12 protein-coding genes are annotated in these 15,191 nt (G+C 72.9%); 5 read left to right on the forward strand and 7 right to left on the reverse strand.

Annotated features, from left to right (window positions below; genetic code table 11):
- Positions 1 to 6: 6 nt before the first annotated feature.
- Positions 7 to 567 (reverse strand): hypothetical protein, encoded by a 561-nt coding sequence (locus tag BM144_RS03265; protein WP_092949798.1) that lies wholly within the window; start codon positions 565 to 567, stop codon positions 7 to 9.
- Positions 568 to 684: 117 nt separating this feature from the next.
- Positions 685 to 1,296 carry a nucleotidyltransferase family protein gene (locus BM144_RS03270; RefSeq protein WP_092949800.1) on the reverse strand — a complete coding sequence of 204 codons (612 nt, stop codon included), beginning with the start codon at positions 1,294 to 1,296 and terminating at the stop codon, positions 685 to 687.
- 149 nt (positions 1,297 to 1,445) lie between these two features.
- On the opposite strand from BM144_RS03270, the gene BM144_RS03275 reads away from it, so the two are divergent.
- The 5 genes from BM144_RS03275 (at position 1,446) to BM144_RS03295 (ending at position 8,223) form a co-directional block, all read left to right on the forward strand.
- Positions 1,446 to 2,072 (forward strand): (2Fe-2S)-binding protein, encoded by a 627-nt coding sequence (locus BM144_RS03275; RefSeq protein ID WP_092949802.1) that lies wholly within the window; start codon positions 1,446 to 1,448, stop codon positions 2,070 to 2,072.
- Positions 2,069 to 3,154, forward strand: coding sequence for an FAD binding domain-containing protein (locus tag BM144_RS03280; protein WP_092949804.1), 1,086 nt, complete (start codon positions 2,069 to 2,071; stop codon positions 3,152 to 3,154). Before BM144_RS03275 ends, BM144_RS03280 begins: the two co-directional genes overlap by 4 nt.
- The gene (locus tag BM144_RS03285) at positions 3,151 to 5,538 is read left to right on the forward strand and encodes a xanthine dehydrogenase family protein molybdopterin-binding subunit (RefSeq protein ID WP_092949806.1); all 2,388 of its coding nucleotides are present in this window, start codon (positions 3,151 to 3,153) and stop codon (positions 5,536 to 5,538) included. The genes BM144_RS03280 and BM144_RS03285 overlap by 4 nt, the downstream gene beginning before the upstream one ends.
- Entirely contained in the window at positions 5,535 to 6,623 is a 1,089-nt protein-coding gene (locus BM144_RS03290; RefSeq protein ID WP_245783511.1) for an XdhC family protein, read from the forward strand. The genes BM144_RS03285 and BM144_RS03290 overlap by 4 nt, the downstream gene beginning before the upstream one ends.
- 136 nt (positions 6,624 to 6,759) lie before the next feature.
- Positions 6,760 to 8,223 carry an iron-containing redox enzyme family protein gene (locus BM144_RS03295; RefSeq protein WP_092949808.1) on the forward strand — a complete coding sequence of 488 codons (1,464 nt, stop codon included), beginning with the start codon at positions 6,760 to 6,762 and terminating at the stop codon, positions 8,221 to 8,223.
- 97 nt (positions 8,224 to 8,320) lie between these two features.
- On the opposite strand, the gene BM144_RS03300 is transcribed toward BM144_RS03295, so the two are convergent.
- The 5 genes from BM144_RS03300 to BM144_RS03320 form a co-directional block, all read right to left on the reverse strand.
- Positions 8,321 to 10,204: a RecQ family ATP-dependent DNA helicase gene (locus tag BM144_RS03300; RefSeq protein WP_092949810.1), complete on the reverse strand. Its 1,884-nt coding sequence runs from the start codon at positions 10,202 to 10,204 to the stop codon at positions 8,321 to 8,323.
- A 109-nt stretch (positions 10,205 to 10,313) separates the two neighbouring features.
- A complete protein-coding gene (locus BM144_RS03305; RefSeq protein WP_092949812.1) occupies positions 10,314 to 11,750 on the reverse strand; it encodes an ABC transporter ATP-binding protein in 1,437 nt (478 codons plus the stop codon).
- A gap of 55 nt (positions 11,751 to 11,805) precedes the next feature.
- Entirely contained in the window at positions 11,806 to 12,600 is a 795-nt protein-coding gene (locus BM144_RS03310; RefSeq protein WP_092949814.1) for an ABC transporter permease, read from the reverse strand.
- Positions 12,597 to 13,586 (reverse strand): ABC transporter permease, encoded by a 990-nt coding sequence (locus BM144_RS03315; protein ID WP_092950105.1) that lies wholly within the window; start codon positions 13,584 to 13,586, stop codon positions 12,597 to 12,599. Before BM144_RS03315 ends, BM144_RS03310 begins: the two co-directional genes overlap by 4 nt.
- Positions 13,583 to 15,175, reverse strand: coding sequence for an ABC transporter substrate-binding protein (locus tag BM144_RS03320; protein WP_092949817.1), 1,593 nt, complete (start codon positions 15,173 to 15,175; stop codon positions 13,583 to 13,585). Before BM144_RS03320 ends, BM144_RS03315 begins: the two co-directional genes overlap by 4 nt.
- Positions 15,176 to 15,191 lie beyond the last annotated feature (16 nt).

Here is a 15,191-nt window from a genome sequence, read left to right on the forward strand (position 1 = left end):
TACGAATCACTGCGCGGCCGTGGCGCAGGCGTCGGCGCCAGCGGCTGCGTCTGCGCCCCACGCCCGGAGCGCGGCCACGATGCGCTCGGCGCCTCCGCCGTAGAGCATGGTGAAGTGGTTGCCCGGAATGCGCACGGGACGCGTGCGCAGCAGCTGCGCAGTGGTCTCCGCCCCCTCGTCCGTCAGCATCGGCATGCCCATCCAGAACGGTTCCGTGGCCTGTGCCAGCAGGGCGGGCACCTGCACGCGCGCCGCGCAGTCGCGCCATTGGCGCTGCGTCACGCTCTGCACGTGCAGGGAGGCGAGGTGCGCGGTGCCGGCGCGCGCCGAGGTGGTGTAGAGGCCCGGGCCGATGGCGGCGAGGTCCGCTTCCACGAAGCCTTGCATCGCGGCATGCCAGGGCGCGACGAAAGGCGCGCTGCGCACCACCGTGTCGCGGTAGGCGCCCACCGATGGGTACACGCCGTCCAGCCGCGCGGCCACCATCGCGAATTCGAGGCAGTGCAGGTTGATGCCGTCGGTGCGCAGGTGGTGCGACCGGGAAGGGCGGTGAGAGGGCAGGACCATGGCGGCGGTGCGCGCTGCTAAGGCGCTTTGCGGTAGCGATCGGCCGCACCGTACCCGAGCCTGCACGGCCGGGCCGGCCGATCACGGCCTTGTCCTACGGGCCCGGCCGTGGGCCCGTCAGGATGGCGCCGTGGGCAGATCGGCCGGCGTATCCACATCGCGCAGCACGCCGGGGTCATCCACCTCGACGGTGCGTGCCCGGCCCCAGTCCACGCGCTGCGCCCCGGCCTGTGCGCCGGTGGCCCGTGCGAGCGCGGCGAAGCAATGGCGCGGAAGGCCGCGCGGGTTGCCTGCGCGGCCGCGGAACACCGGCAGCGTGGGGGCCGCGCCCTGCGCGAGCGCGGTGCGCAGCGCCAGCAGTGTGTCGGTGCGCACCCAGGGCATGTCGGCCAGCCCGACCACCACCGCGCCGATGTCCTCCTGCGCGAGCGCCCACTGCATGGCGGCTGCGAGCGAGGTGCCCTGGCCTTCGTGGCTGCGTGCATTCACCACGGCCGCCAGGCCCAGGCGGGCGCACAGCGCCTGCCCGAACGCATCGCCCGGCGGCAGCACGACGGCTACCCGCCCGAACACCTGGCCGAAACGCTGCGCCACGGTGGCCAGCATGGGCTGGCCATCCACCGCCACGGCCTGCCGCTTGTCGCTGCCGAACCGCGTGGCCGCGCCCGCGGCGAGAACGATGCCGGCCACGCAGGGCGGCGGGGGAGAAGCAGCGGGCGGGATGGGCATGGGCCCAGCATACGCCGGCCCTGGCGCTGCGCGGTGCCGTGCCGTAAACGCCGTGTGGCGAAGTCGGCCGTGTGCGCGCGGTCTTCCTACAGCCCTCTGCGGGCATGCCGCAGACACTTTGCCGTTCCCCCGGCAGTGAAGGAAGCCAGATGCAATCCAGCCACCCCACGTCGGTCGCCCGCGCCAGCGGACCGGCCGAATCCGCCGTGTCGACCCATGCCGTGCAGCTGCACGTGAATGGCACGGCACAGCACCTCGACCTGCCCAGCTGGGTGACGCTGCTCGACATGCTGCGCGAACTGCTCGGCCTCACGGGCACCAAGAAAGGCTGCGACCACGGTCAGTGCGGCGCCTGCACGGTGCTCGTGGACGGGCAGCGCATCAATGCCTGCCTCACGCTCGCCGTCATGCACGACGGCGCGCACATCACCACGGTGGAAGGGCTGCCCGCGCTGTGCGGCAGCGGCGCCGCGGAGGGCGGCGCGCTGCACCCCCTGCAGCAGGCCTTCATCGACCACGACGCCTTCCAGTGCGGCTATTGCACGCCGGGCCAGCTGTGCTCGGCCGTGGGCCTGCTGAACGAAGGCGGCGTGTGCACGGCCGACGACATCCGCGAGCGCATGAGCGGCAACCTCTGCCGTTGCGGGGCCTACCCGCAGATCGTGCAGGCCGTGGCCGAAGTGGCGGGCGTGCCGCTGCGGGGCCCGCAGCCGTCTGCCGGCCGCGGCGCGCAGGCTGCGGTGCCGGCGGCACCGGCAGGGGAGGCGCTCGCATGAGGGGCTTCGACTACCTGCCGGCCCGCGATGCGGAGGAAGCCACCGCGGCGATGCCGCAGTCGCCGCTGCACCACCCCAGCGAGCGCGCGCTGCCGGCCAAGTTCATCGCGGGCGGCACCAACCTCATCGACCTGATGAAGGAAAACGTGATGCGGCCGCGCCGCGTGGTCGACGTGGGGCGGTTGCCGCTGTCCGGCATCGAGGCCATCGAGGGCGGCGGGCTGCGGCTGGGCGCCACCGCGCGCAATGCCGCCACGGCGAAGCACCCGCTCGTGCTGGAGCGCTACCCGGTGCTGGCGGCGGCCATTCTGGCCGGTGCCTCCCCGCAGATCCGCAACATGGCCACCAACGGCGGCAACCTGCTGCAGCGCACGCGCTGCCACTACTTCTACGACGTGGCCGTGCCCTGCAACAAGCGCGAGCCCGGCACGGGCTGCCCCGCGCGCGACGGGCTCGCGCGGCAGCTCGCCATCCTGGGCACGAGCGACCACTGCATCGCCACGCACCCGTCCGACATGTGCGTGGCGCTGGCCGCGCTGGAGGCCGTGGTGCGCGTGCGCTCGCCGGTCGGGGAGCGGGACATCGCATTCGCCGACCTGCACCGCCTGCCCGGCGGCGAGCCCGACCGCGACACCACGCTGGCCTGCGACGAACTCATCATGCACATCGAACTGCCCGCGCAGGGCTTCGCGCGGCACAGCGCCTACCTCAAGCTGCGCGACCGTGCCTCGTATGCGTTCGCGCTGGTGTCGGTGGCAGCCGCGCTGGACTTGGACGAACAAGGCCGCATCCGCACGGCGCGCATCGCACTGGGCGGCGTGGCCCACAAGCCGTGGCGCGATCCCGCGGCCGAGGCGCTGCTCGCGGGCCGCGAAGCCACGGCGCAGGCTTTCGGCGAGGCCGCGCAGCGGCTCCTGCAGGGCGCCCGCGGCCACGGCGCACCGGGCGGCCCGGGCGACAACCGCTTCAAGATCGAACTGGCCCGGCGGGCCATCGTGCGGGCGCTGGAGATGGCGCGCGACGGAGAACTCACCCAGACCGGCGAATTGGGCGCCGGCCATGCACAGGACATCGCGCCATGAACGCATCGATACCGAACGAAGTGGCGGACCACGCCCCCGAGGGCCAGCAACCCCGTGCCGCGCCGGGCACCGGCCCGGTCAAGCTGGGCATGCCCGTCTCGCGCGTGGATGGCCGCCTCAAGGTGACGGGGCAGGCGCGTTACGCCGCGGAACACCCGGCCGACGACCTCGCCTATGGCGTGGTGGTCAACAGCAGCATCGCGAAGGGCCGCATCCTGCGCATGAAGCTGGACCGGGCCCGCGCGGTGCCGGGCGTGCTGGACATCATCACGCACGACAACCGCCCCAAGGTCCGCTCCATGGACCTGTTCTACAAGGACATGACGGCCCCCGGCGGTTCGCCCTTCAAGCCGCTGCTGGACGGCGTGGTGCGCTACAGCGGCCAGCCCGTGGCGCTGGTGGTGGCCTGCACCTTCGAGGCGGCGCGCTGCGCGGCCTCCCTGGTGGAGATCGACTACGAGGTGGAGCGGCACGAAACGCACCTGCTGCGCCACCTGGGCCGCGCGCGCGAGCCCAGCCGCCTGAAGGCCGGCTACTCGCCGCCGCCGAAGCCGCGCGGCGATGCCGATGCCGCCTTCGCGCGCGCCCCGGTGAAGATCGAGGCCGAGTACTACAGCGGCGTGGAGCACCACAACCCCATGGAGATGCACGCCTCCACCGTGCTGCGCGGTGCCGACGGGCACCTGACCATCTACGACAAGACCCAGAGCCCGCAGAACAGCCGCTGGCTGGTCTCGCGCGTGTTCGGTCTGGCCGAGGACGAGGTCACGGTGCGCAACCCGTTCGTGGGCGGCGCGTTCGGATCGGGGCTGCGGCCGCAGTACCAGCTGGTGCTGGCGGTGATGGCCGCGCTGCACCTGCAGCGCTCGGTGCGCGTGGTGCTCACGCGCCAGCAGATGTTCACCTTCGGCCACCGGCCCGAGACCTGGCAGCGCGTGAAGCTCGCGGCCGAGCGCGACGGCACGCTGCGCGCCGTGGTGCACGAGGCCGTCGCCGAAACCTCGCGCATGGAGGATTACGTCGAAGTGGTGGTGAACTGGTCGGGCCAGCTCTACCGCTGTGACAACGTGCGGCTGGGCTACCGCCTGGTGCCCCTGGACCAGTACACCCCCATGGACATGCGCGCGCCGGGCGCTGCGCACGGCGTGCATGCGCTGGAGGTGGCCATGGACGAGCTGGCCCATGCGCTGCGCATGGACCCGCTCGCGCTCCGCCTCAAGAACTACGCCGAACGCGACGCCTCGCAGGACTTGCCGTTCTCCACCAAGGAACTGCGCGCCTGCTATGGCCTGGGCGCCGCGCGGTTCGGCTGGGACGGCCGGCCGCTGGCGCCGCGCTCCATGCGCGAAGGCCGGGAACTCGTGGGCTGGGGCATGGCCACCGGCACCTGGGATGCGATGCAGATGTTCGCCAAGGTGCGCGCGGTCCTCCGCGCCGACGGCCACCTGGAAGTGAGCAGCGCGGCCTCGGACATCGGCACCGGCACGTACACCGTCATGTCGATGATCGCCGCCGAGGCCATGGGCCTGCCGCTGGAGCGCGTGACCTTCCGCCTGGGCGATTCCACACTGCCGATGGCACCCATCGAGGGGGGTTCCTCGCACGTGGCGACGGTGGGGTCGGCCGTGGAAGGTGCCTGCGAGAAGCTGCAGCGCCTGCTGTGGGCGCTGGCCCGGCGCACGCGCGGCTCGGGCTTCGAGCGCACGCTGCTGCGGGATGTGGAGTTCGTGGACGGGCGCATGCGCCGCCGCGGCGCGCCGCCGCAGGAGCGCGGCATCGCGCTGGCCGACATCCTGGCCGCCCAGGGGCGCTCGCAGGTGGAGGTGCGCCACCTGCTGCTTCCCAACGTGCCGAAACAGAAGAAATACGTGCGCGCCACGCACTCGGCCGTTTTCTGCGAGGTGAAGGTGGACGAAGAGCTGGGCACCGTGCGCGTCACCCGCGTGGTGAGCGCCATCGCGGCGGGCCGCATCCTGAGCGCCAAGACGGCGCACAGCCAAATCACCGGCGGCGTGGTGTGGGGCATCAGCCAGGCCCTGCACGAAGAGACGCAGACCGACCATGCCCTGGGCCGCTTCATGAACCACAACTATGCCGAGTACCACATCGCCTCCAACGCCGACACGCCGCCCATCGACGTGATCTTCGTGCAGGAGGACGACCGCATCGTGAGCCGCCTGGGGGCCAAGGGCGTGGGCGAGATCGGCATCGTGGGCGTGGCCGCGGCCGTGTGCAACGCGATCTTCCACGCCACCGGCCGGCGCGTGCGCTCCACGCCGATGACGCCCGACAAGGTCATGCGGCCCGCCCCCGATGCACCTGCCCAGGCCATGGAACACGTGCCGCCAGCGGTGGCGCATCAGGCCATGGGCGAACCGTCGTGATCGCAGGCGCCGCACTCTCCGCATCGCCCGAACTGCAGGTGGCGCAGGCGCTGCAGGCCTGGCGCGCCGCGGGGCGCCATGCGGTGCTGGCGACGGTGCTGCGCACTTGGGGATCGTCGCCACGGCCGGTGGGATCGTGGATGGCGCTGCGGGACGATGGCTGCATCGAAGGCTCGGTGTCCGGGGGCTGCATCGAAGACGATCTGTTGCGGCGCTGCCTGGAGGATTCCGGCGGCTGGGCGGGGCGGCCGCCCGAGCGCGTGCGCTACGGCATGGATGCCGAAGAGGCCCACCGCTTCGGACTGCCCTGCGGCGGAACGCTGGAGTTGCTGCTCGAATACGACCCCGACCCGCACGCGCTGCACCGCCTCGCGCAATGGCTGCAGGAGCGCCGGGTGGTGTGGCGGCATGTGCGCTGCGCCGATGGCATGGTGACGCTGTCCACGGACGGGCAATCTGCCGCCGATGCCGCGCCCGCGCTGGTGGACCGCGGCGATGCGGTGGCGCAGCGGCTCGGCCCGTCCTGCCGGATGCTGCTGATCGGTGCCGGCGCGCTGGCCCGTTCGCTCGCGGCGATGGCGTTGCCGTGCGGTTTCGCGGTGACGGTGTGCGACCCGCGCGAAGAGCACCGCAAGGGCTGGCACCTGCCCGGCGTGGAGTTGGTGACCGCCATGCCGGACGATGCGGTGCTGGCGATGGGCATGGACGCACGCACCTGCGCCATCGCCCTCACGCACGACCCCAAGCTGGACGACCTCGCGTTGCTGGAGGCCTTGCAGAGCGATGCTTTCTACGTGGGAGCGATCGGCTCCGCCGCCACCACGGCCGCGCGCCGGCAGCGGCTGCAGGAGCATTTCGGCATCGGCGATGCCGCGCTGGCCAGGCTGCGTGGGCCGATCGGCCTGGCCATCGGCAGCCGCACTCCGCCGGAGATCGCGGTGAGCGTGCTGGCCGAGGTGCTGGCGGCCAGGAATGGCGCTGCCCTGCCGGCTGCGGCACGCATGAGCGAGGCCGCGCGGACTGGTGGCCCGGCCGTCGGCAACGGCGCCTGCGGATGGGCTCCGCGCGGCAGCGCCGCGGCCTGAAGACCGCAGCGCGGCAGTGCGCCGCGCGCCACGGATGAGACCGTAGGAGCCGACCGACCGGCATCAGGGCGGACCACCGATGGAGCTGCGGAGGGCGCTCAGTGACCATGAAGGCATCTGTTTTCCGGTGCCTGCCATGCGAACTTCCACACTGCCTGCCTATTCATCCGATGACTTCAACGCACAGCGCAGCGGCGCACCCGCGTCGCGGCCGGTACTCCAGGAAGGCCCGTTCCAGTCCCTGCATACCGCGCTGCACCAGCCCGACCCGACGCCCGAAGCGCGCGAGCGTGGCGCGGCCCTGCTGCGCGACACGCTCGCACGTGGCGACCTGCCGGGCGCCACATTGCCCGAGGATCCGAACGAGCTGCACGCCTGGATGGCGCGCAACCATGCGGCCGTGGCCGCGCAGTACGAGGAATACCTCGCCGCCCGGCGCGAAGGCGCCGGCCGGCGCTACTTCACCAACCGCGCGCACGCGCTCTATTTCCTGCGCGCGGTCGCTCCCACCAAGCTGGTGGATGGCAGCTGGCTCTACGGCCTGCTGCGGCACGCGCGCAACCCCCGGCTCGAAGAACTGGTGCGCACCTACCTGGAGGAGCTGGGCGATGGCGCACCCGACAAGAACCACGTGGTGCTGTACCGCCAGCTCATGGCCCGTTATGGTCTGGTCCAGGGCCCGGCGCTGCCGGACGCGCTGCACGAGCAGGGCGCGGTGCAACTCGCACTGGCCTGGAATGCCGAGGACTTCCTGCCCGAGGTCATCGGCTTCAACCTGGGTTATGAGCAACTGCCGCTGCACCTGCTGATCACGGCCTACGAACTCAACGAACTCGGCATCGATCCCTACTACTTCACGCTGCACGTGACCGTGGACAACGCCGATACGGGCCATGCCCGGCAGGCTTGCGATGCCGTGCTGCAGCTGCTGCCGCGCCATGGGGATGCCGACGCGTTCTGGCACCGGGTGCGCGAAGGGGCGCGCCTGGGCGATGCGGGGCTCGGCACGGCGCGCGTGATCGCCGATTTCGACATCGCGGCCGAAGTGGTGCGCATCTTCCAGGGCAAGTGCGGCGCTGGCCAGGGCATGCACTCGGACTACTGCCGCGTGGCGGGGCGCAGCGTGAACGCGTGGCTGTCCGAGCCCGAGCGGATGGATGCGTTCCTGGAGGCGCTCGTGCAGGCCAACTGGATCCGCCCGGGCCGCCCCGTGGCCGAGAGCCGCTTCTGGGGCTTGCTGCAGGGGCCGCGCGCGGAGATGTTCGGCGTGTTCTCCCCTTATGAACTGCAGGTGATCCACGACTGGATCCGCGGTGCGGAGGCGAGCGCCGACGGCCAGGCGTATTTCGAGCCCGCTGCCGCCAACGAAGCCCGCCGCCGGCCCACTTTCCGCGCGCTGCATCGCGCGCGGCGTGAAGACGCCGGACCGGCGGGCACGGAAGACGTGCTCGATTCGGACCTGGTCGCCTTCAAGGACCGGCTGCGCACGCTGGATGCCGCGGCGCAGTTCGATGCCCTGGTGCACGCGATGTCGCCCTCCGAGCACTGGACCCCTGTGGGGCTCTATGCCACGCGGAGATTCGTGGCCGCGCACCCCTGACCGGCATCGGCTGCCGACGCCTGCGCCGTGCAGGCAGGGTGGAAAGCAAGAAGGCCCGCGGATCCGCGGGCCTTCTTGCATGCGGCATGCAGAGCGATCAGGCGCTGCGCAGTTCCACGGTGTCCAGGGGGTTGGCCTGCAGCGGCAGCAGGGCCGGATCGTTCGCTGCTGGAGCGGCTGCCCGGCGGCGCGCCTTTTTCACGAACTCCGGGTGGAAGCAGCGTTCGCTGCCGTCGGCGAAGGCCACGGTGATGGACTGCGACTCGATGGCGCGCACGGTGCCTACGCCATACCGTTTCACGCGCACCGGCATGCCCAGCGCGAAGGCCAGGTGGGGAAGCGCCCGCGCGGGCGCGGCGCCGCCTGCGACCACGATGGCCGGGGAGCCGGGCCTCGGGCCGGGAGGCGCAACCGGTGAGGAAGGCTGCTGGCGGGTGGAGGGTGCTGCAGCGGGTTCCGCTGGCTGCGCCGACTGCGCATCCAGCGCGGCGATGCGCAGGCAGTTGTCGCAGGTACCGCAGCGCTCGTCCTGGCGCGCATGGCCGAAATAGTCCAGCAGCACTTCCCAGCGGCAGCGGCCGCTTTGTGCGTAGAACACCATGCGTTCCAGCGCGTCCTGGTCCTGCGTGCGTTTCTGGGCATAGTCTTCCAGCAGGGCGGCCAGCGCCGCGCCGTCCATGCCCGGGCGCCGCAGCGACAGCCCGCCATCGGCCTTCTGGGTGACGATGCGGCGGCGCCGCAGCAGGCCCATCGCGACCTGCAGCTTGGCGCGGGGCCGGTCGAGCCACTGGTGCAGCAGGTCCATGTCCCAGGCCGTGTGCGCGCCCGGTGGAGGCGACTGCAGCGCGGTGTAGAGCGCGTCCAGGTCGTCCGTCGTGGGGTAGCGGCCGGCCAGGAAGAATTGCTGCACCGCCTTGTCCTTGCGCAGGAACAGCAGCGTGCATTCGGCCGGCTCCCCGTCGCGGCCCGCGCGGCCGGATTCCTGGTAGTAGGCATCCAGGCCGCCGGGCATCTGGTAGTGCACCACGAAGCGGACGTCCTGCTTGTCGATGCCCAGGCCGAAGGCATTGGTGGCCACCATCACGCGGAGGTCTCCGCGCATGAATCGGTCCTGAGCGTCCCCGCGTTCGGCGGCCGGCAGGCGGCCGTGGTAGAGGCCCACCGATTCGCCGGCACCCGCCAGCAGCGCGTGGGCGGCTTCGGCGGCCTTCACGGTGGCGGCATAGACGATGCCGGTGCCTGCCGTCTCTTTCACGGTGCGCAGCAGGCGGTCGTTTTTCTCGGCCTCGCTCGCGAGCTGCTCGGCGCGGTAATGCAGGTTGGGCCGGAAGGTGCCGGTGTCCACCACGCCGGCGGCGGGGATGCCGAGCTGGCGCCGGATGTCCTGCGCCACGGCGCCCGCCGCGGTGGCGGTGAGTGCGAGCACGGGCGGTTTGCCCAGCCGCGGGAGGGCCTGCGCGATGTCGAGGAACGCCGGCCGGAAATCGTGGCCCCACTGCGAAATGCAATGCGCCTCGTCCACGGCCAGCAGCGCAACGCGGCCGCCGGCCTCCAGCAGCGCCTGGAAGGCGGGGTCGGACAGCCGTTCGGGCGTGGTGAGCACGATGCGGGCGCTGCCGTCCGCGACGGCCGCCTCCGCCGCGCGGGTTTCCTCGGCGTCCAGCGCGCTGTGGAGTTGCACGGCCGCCACGCCTCGGTCGCGCAGCGCATCGCACTGGTCGCGCATGAGCGCGATGAGCGGCGAGACCACGACGGTGCGGCCCTGCAGCAACAGCGCGGGCAATTGGTAGCACAGCGACTTGCCTGCGCCGGTGGGCATGATGGCCAGCGTGTTCTCGCCGCGGAGCACGCGGTCGATGACCTCGCGCTGCCCGGCGCGCAAGGCGCGCAGGCCAAAAGACTTTTTCAGCGCCGCCTGGATGCGGGCCTGGCTGGGTGGACGTGGACGCGCGGGCGCGGCCGGGGAAGGGGAGGAGGGCATGGCGGCAATCGGTCGTTGCAGGGCCCGCCCGCCCCGATGGCGGACAGGCCCGTGCCTATGCTGGCGCGCAGCCGCCCTGCGGCGCGTGGGACGCCGCTTACCCAGGGTGTCATCCGGGAGCGTGCTCCAGGGCTTCCAGCAGGCCGCCGCGCAGCCGCAGCGTGCGCGTGCCGACCGCTCGGGCCAGCGCGTCGTCGTGCGTGACCAGCAGCAGGCAGGCCCCGGTCTCCTTCATCACCTCTGCCAGCAGCGCGAGGGTGTGGCGCTGCGTGAGCGGGTCCAGCCGCGAGGTGGGCTCGTCCGCGAACAGCAGCGCGGGCCGGGCCATGAGCGTGCGCGCCAGTGCCAGGCGCTGCAGTTCGCCGCCCGACACCTCGCCCGGCCTGCGGCGCAGCAGCGATGCGTCCAGGCCGAGGCGGTGCAGGCGCTCCTGCAGCACGGTCCAGGGATGGCCGTAGCGCCGGGCCACGTCGCGCAGGGCGGTACCCACGTCCACCTGGGGCGGAAACGCGCCTGCCGGGTCCTGGTAGAGCTTCTGCAGCGCGGTGGGCGCGAGCGACGGGGCGTGCCGCACCTCGCCCTGGTCGGCCTTGAGCAGCCCCAGCAGCACGTTGCCCAGCGTGCTCTTGCCCGAGCCGCTCTCGCCCTGCACCACGGTGCGCTCGCCCCGGCGCAGGTCGAGGTCCACGCCGCGGAACAGCGTCTGGTGGCCGAAGGCCTTGCCCAGCCCCGTGGCGCGCAGCACCGTATCGCCCGCGGCCGGTGCTGCCATGCGCGGCCAGGCCGAGGGGTCCGCCGCCAGCAACTGCCGCGTGAACGCGTGCTGCGGCGTGGCCAGCACCTCCTGCGCGCGGCCGGTTTCCACGGCCTGGCCCGACTGGAGCACCATCACCGCGCCGTTCAGGCTGCGGGCCAGGTCCAGGTCGTGCGTGATGACGACGGCGCAGCCGCCGCCCGCCAGCAGTTCCTTGAGGCCGTCGATCGCCTGTCCGCGCCAGAAGGCATCGAGGCCCTTGGTGGGCTCGTCCGCCAGCAGGATGCGCGCGCCACCGGCCAAGGCGATCACCCCCGCGGCGCGCTGCGCCATGCCCCCCGAGAGCTGCCATGCATGCTGCCCTGCGGCGGCGCCCAGGCCCACGGCCTGCAGCTGTGCCTGGGCGGCGGCCCGGGCGCCGTCGGCGGGGCTTCCGCGCACCAGCGCATGCACTTCGGCGAGTTGCGGAGCGATCCGCATGAGGGGGCTGAGTGCCTGCATGGGTTCCTGCGGCAGCAGCGCGAGCGTGCGCCCCCAGACCGGACGCCGCGCGCTGCCTTGGGCGGCCGCGCTGCCCTGCCCATCGATGGCGATCCGTCCCGATGCGTGCAATGCGGGTGGCAACTGCCCCATCACCGCCTGGGCCAGCAGCGACTTGCCCGCGCCGCTTTCGCCGACGAGGCACAGGGCCTCTCCGGGGCGGAGCGCGAACGAGATGCCTTGCAGCAAGGCCGTGCGGCCGGCATGCACGCCCAGATCGTCCACCTGGAGAAGCGGTGTGCCGGAACTCATGGCAGTACCCCATCACAGTGCGGCGCGCTGCCAGGGCGTGAGGGCTGCGTGGGTTTCATGCGCGCTCTCCCGTTCCGGCCACCAGGGCCATGCCCAGCACCAGCAGCATCAGCAGCCCGACGGGGGCGGCCATCAGCCACGGGGCTTCTTCGTAGTGGGGCAGTGCCTCGGTCATCATCAGCCCCAGCTCGGCCGTGGGCGGCTGGATGCCGACGCCGATGAAACCCAGCGCGGCGAGTGCGAGCACGGCCTGTGCGGCACTGAAAGGCAACAGCGTGGACAGCACGGGAGACAGCGCCGGGAGCACATGCCGGCGAAGCACGTACACGGGCCCGAACCCCAGCAGCCGCGAGGCCTGGACGGCATCGCCGGCCAGCACGGGGCGGCTGGCGGCGCGGCCCACGCGGAAATACTCCACCCACAGCGAGAGCGACAGGCCCACGTAGAGCGCCCAGTGCCGGCCGGGGGCCAGCGCGGCGAAGAGCAGCACCAGCAGCAGGCCGGGCACGGCCAGCACTGCATCGGCCAGCAGCACGAGGCACCGCTCGGCCGTGCCGCCCCGCCAACTGGCGGCCACTCCGAGCAAGACGCCGGGCACGGCGGCGCTGAACGATGCCACCAGCGCCAGCCCCAGCGAGAGCTGCGCGGCATGGGCGAGCCGGGCGAGCGTGCTGCGCCCGAACAGATCGGTGCCCAGCCAGTGCGTGCTGCCGGGGGGCAGCAGGCTCCGGTCCAGGGCCTGCTGCGCGGGGTCCGTGCCCACCAGGGCCGGCCCCAGCGCTGCGAAAACCGCCAGCAGGCCGAGGATCGCGAGGCCGGCGCGGCGGCGCGTGCGGGAGGAGGCGGTCATGCGCTGGTATCCGTGCGGCGCCGGGGATCGATGGCCACACAGGCTGCATCCACCAGCAGGTTGAACATAACGAAGAGCAGGCCCATGCAGAGTGCGGCGCCCTGGACCATGGGCACGTCGCGGCCGAACACGGCGTGCACGAGCGCATGGCCGATGCCGGGCCAGGCGAAGAGCGTCTCCACCACCACGGCCCCTTCGACCAGGAACACGCTCTGCACACCCAGGTAGGCCACGACCGGCAGCGCCGCCTGCGGCAGGCCGTGGCGCCACAGCGCCTGCCGGTCGGTGAGGCCCTTGGCGCGCGCGAAGACCAGCGATGGCGATGCGGCGGCCTGCCGCATGGCCGCGCCGGCCACACGTGCCAGCCCGGCTGCGAGCCCCAGGCCCAGCGTGAGCGCAGGCAGCAGCAGGCTGCCGGCATGCGCGTCGCCTGCCACGGGAAGCATGCCCAGGTGCACGGCCACGGCCAGCATCAGCAGCACGGCAAGCAGGAAGGGCGGAGTGGCCCGCAGCAGCACGGCCAGGGCCGCGGCCGTGCGGTCCACGCGGCCGCCCGGATGCAGCCCCGACCAGATGCCCAGCGGCAACCCCAGCGCCATGGCGATCAGCAGCGCGGCGACCGACAGATCGACCGTGGCGCCGAGCTGGTGGGCAATCTCCTGCCAGACCGGATCGCCGCTGACGAACGAGGTGCCCAGGTCCAGCCGGGCGATGTCGCCCCACCAGGAGAGCAGGGCCTGCCAGACCGGCCGGTCCAGGCCCAGTTCGCCGCGCACCGCCGAAGCAGCTGCGTTGGACACGAGGTCGTATCCGTACCGCCCCGCGGCGATGCGCGTGGCCATGTCGCCGGGCAGCGAACGGGCCATGGCGAAGCACAGTGTTCCCACGATGAGGGCGAGCGCCACGATCTGCAGGCCGCGGCGCAGCAGGATGCCTGCCCAGCCACGCGCCGCGGAGGCCGCGATGGTGGGGGTACGGCCGGTCATGCGCGCCACCCCATCGCCGTGAGCCGGTACGAGCGTTCCAGCGGGTCGAGGTGGACGCCATCGAGGCGCGCGCTCACCGCCACGGCCTGCCGGTACCACGCGACCGGAATCACCGGCAGATCTGCCTGCAGTGCCTGCACCACCTGCAGGCGCAGCGCCGCTGCGCGCCCGGCATCCAGGCCGCCGGCCAGCAGCGCGGCGAGCGCCTGCGCCACCCGGGCGTCCGACCAGTCCATGGCCCCCCAGTCGCCGCCGCCGGGGCCGAAGTCCTGCGCCAGCGTGCTGGTGGGGTCGGGCGTGGTGGCGTAGTTGCGGGCGATCAGGGCGAGCTGCAGGCTGCCGTCGCGGTGCCCGAGCGGAATGTCGCCCGAGTTGCCCACGTCCACGCGCACGGCGATGCCCGCCTCCCGCCACTGGGTCTGGAGCGCCGTGGCGATGAGCGGCAGTTCGGGCCGGTCGGGAAAGGTGCGCAGCGACAGCCGCAGCGGTTGGCCCTGTGCATCCCGCAGGCCGCCGGCGCCGCGCCGCCAGCCGGCCTCCGCCAGCAGGCGGGCCGCTGCGCCGGGATCGTGCGCAAGGGGTTCGATCGCGGGCGCGTGCCAGGCGCGCAGGGTGGGCGGAAAGAGCTGCGTTGCGGCCAGGCCAGGGTCGCGCAGCAGGGCGCGGGCGATGCCGGCACGGTCGATGCACAGGCTCAGGGCGCGCCGCACGCGCGGATCGCGCAGCGCCGGCATGCCCGCGTTGATCTTGATGGCCACCGAGCGCGGCAGCGTGACCGACTCCACTCGCACGCGCGCGCGCCGGCGCAGCCGCACGACACTGGCCGGGTCGAGCCCGTAGGCCAGGTCGGCCTGCCCGGCCTCCGCCATGAGCGCGCGTGTCTCGGATCGCCCGGCCGCCAGATAGGCCACGCGCCCGACGGCGGGAATCGGCCCGCCATGGCCGTCGAAGGCCGCGGTCTCGACCCGCTGCGGCGCCGCAAGCGTGGTGATCCGGTACGGGCCGCTGCCGACGATGGACCGCACCGAACCGTCGGCGCCGTAGCTGGACGGCGCCAGCACCAGCGTGCTGCTGTGGGCCAGCAGCGCGGGCAGCGCGGCATGGGGCGTGGACAGCCGCACGCGCACGGTGGCGTCGTCTTCCGCGTCGATGGCCTGGATGGGCGCGGCGCTGAGCAGCGACGGGGGCTTGCGCGCATCCTCCAGGCACCGCACCACGGCGCTCGCCTGCACGGCGGTGCCGTCGTGGAAGCGCGCGCCCGGCCGGAGGGCGAAGCGCCAGGTGCGCCCATCGGCGGAGACCCCGAACCGCTGCGCCAGGCCCGGCAGCAGCGTGCCGTCGTCATCGGCGTCCACCAGCGTTTCGGCGATCTGCAGGCGCGTGAAGACATGGCCGCTGGCGGCCGGTGCCAACCCGCTGATTTCCCAGGGGCCGACGATCTGCAGCGGTGCGCGCTGCCCGGCCGCAGCCGCCGCCGCACCGGTCTGCGCGCGCAAGCCCGGTGCCACCGTTCCCGCGGCGCCGGCCGCCAGGGCTTGCAGGGCGCGGCGCCGGGTGGCGTGGGCGCCGGTGGGTGGGGAATCCGTCATGGAGGCTCTCGTCGGT

Origin of the sequence: Paracidovorax konjaci (assembly GCF_900112675.1) — a bacterium.
Lineage (GTDB): Bacteria > Pseudomonadota > Gammaproteobacteria > Burkholderiales > Burkholderiaceae_C > Paracidovorax > Paracidovorax konjaci.